Here is a 1625-nt window from a genome sequence, read left to right as displayed (position 1 = left end):
TCATAGCGAGTTTGACCAGAGCGGATCGTAAATGTCCGGTATCGCCCCGTAGGCGACTGTCGGCTCCCGACCCGTTGCGGACCTTCCGATTACGTGGTCCGTAGGCTCTGTCGGTTCATGAAGGGCGCAGGCAGCCGAGCGGGATATTGACCCGCTTGACGGATCAGAGGGTGGCAAGGCGCGGCGGGACATTCTCTAACGGCACGGACGGTCAGGCATTCAGCGGTCCAGGCACGGGTAGACGAGGGACATGGCGTTTATAAAAGGCTCCTTGATCGTTCTATATTTGGCATGTGCTTTCGCGTGGATATTTGACATCTGGTCCATCCGGCAATTTCTGCCGTCCTATCTTGTGTGGGCAGGAGCAATCGGGATCGCCTATTTGCTTCCGCGGGGCCGAATTCAATATGAAGGCGATCCCACGTTTGGGCGCTGGTTCATTGATAATTTTGGTTTTTACGGGCCCATGATTGGCGGACTATTGTTTGCCCTTTCTTCTGGATTGATCCTTGGCAACCGAATTGAGATCAATCTCTTGGCTACGGTCGGTATTGCCTTGGCTGTAGCCGGCGCTTGGAGCAATTTCATTCCAAGAGAGTGGTTCAGCGCACCGGTTCGAAGTCGGAAGGCCAAGGACTAGACCGTGAGGCTCGATCAGACGAAGGCTGTCTAGCGCCTGCTGAGTTCGGCCAAAATCGGCTCCTGAGGTTCGGCGAAAGGTCCGCTCCCCACCCTCAGGCGACAGTCCGCTCCCGACCCGTTGCGGGCGTTCAGCGGGTCGTTGCCAACCACTCACTTACGCGTTTTGCTGTTTGGCTGAAATAGCGCATTTAGCTGTGCTATTGCTGACGACTTATCTCTATACATCCAAACAGGTAAATTATAAGTTTTACCGCTGTCTGTTGAGATGGCGTGGGTAGTTTTACTGGTGAGTCCAGTTTCCCGAGTAATGTTCGTAAATTCAACGCGGCGCGTGAACGGGCCAAATATAATCAGATCAACCTGATCATGTTGTAGCGCAGACATACCGAGAAGAGCCCTGATCGTGACAGGTAAGGTGAATAGAAACAAAACTGCCAGTAAAGTTGCTGCTGCGTATCGAAGGGGAGACAGTTCCTTATAAAGGATGCCATAGATGGTTAGGCTCTCTTCAATTTCATCATTGAACCCAACAAACACTAGCACCGCCAGGACCGCTGAGAGAGCGAGAGCTTTCTCCGGTGCGTACTTCGCTATCGATGTTGTGCCGCTGCTCGTCACACCCACCCCTCAGGTACTGGCTCGGCTGTCCGCCGCCCCTGCCAGGATGCAAGGCATAGCTCAGAGAAGGTCGGCTTCACACCCTTAGGTGACAGTCCGCTCCCGACCCGTTGCGGACCTTGCGGCGAAGAAGCCGACTGATACCCTGTCGGTGGGAGTAGCTTAAATAAAGCGCCGGTCACAACCGCAGTTGCGGGTGCAAATCCCGCCTCCCACTTTACCGAGACCACGTCCGCTACCCGCCATTGGCGTGCCGTCCGCTCCCGACCCTTAGCGGACATCCTGAAACATGATTAGATCAATCATGGTCATCAGATGGATCAGCCTGTTCGCGCTTTGCCTGACGCTTTCGTCCTGCGTGGCTC

2 protein-coding genes and 1 tRNA gene are annotated in these 1625 nt (G+C 54.7%); 2 read left to right on the top strand and 1 reads right to left on the bottom strand.

The window, feature by feature from the left end; all coding sequences use genetic code 11:
• Positions 1 to 250 precede the first annotated feature (250 nt).
• Entirely contained in the window at positions 251 to 640 is a 390-nt protein-coding gene (locus tag Q7J41_RS00555) for a hypothetical protein (protein WP_304884224.1), read from the top strand.
• 152 nt (positions 641 to 792) lie between these two features.
• Here Q7J41_RS00555 and Q7J41_RS00550 read toward each other — a convergent pair whose 3' ends face one another.
• Positions 793 to 1260, bottom strand: coding sequence for a hypothetical protein (locus Q7J41_RS00550; protein ID WP_304884222.1), 468 nt, complete (start codon positions 1258 to 1260; stop codon positions 793 to 795).
• A 151-nt stretch (positions 1261 to 1411) separates the two neighbouring features.
• On the opposite strand from Q7J41_RS00550, the gene Q7J41_RS00545 reads away from it, so the two are divergent.
• Positions 1412 to 1477: transfer RNA gene (locus Q7J41_RS00545), tRNA-OTHER, on the top strand.
• Positions 1478 to 1625: the final 148 nt, after the last annotated feature.

Origin of the sequence: Acetobacterium sp., from assembly GCF_030652775.1 — a bacterium.
GTDB lineage: Bacteria > Bacillota > Clostridia > Eubacteriales > Eubacteriaceae > Acetobacterium.
Note: the sequence above shows the minus strand (reverse complement) of the source record. Positions and strands in the feature narration are given on the sequence as shown.

Bases quoted from the DNA above. Each gene is read 5' to 3' on its own strand.
- Q7J41_RS00555 (WP_304884224.1), top strand. From the start codon at position 251: ATGGCGTTTATAAAAGGCTCCTTGATCGTTCTATATTTGGCATGTGCT.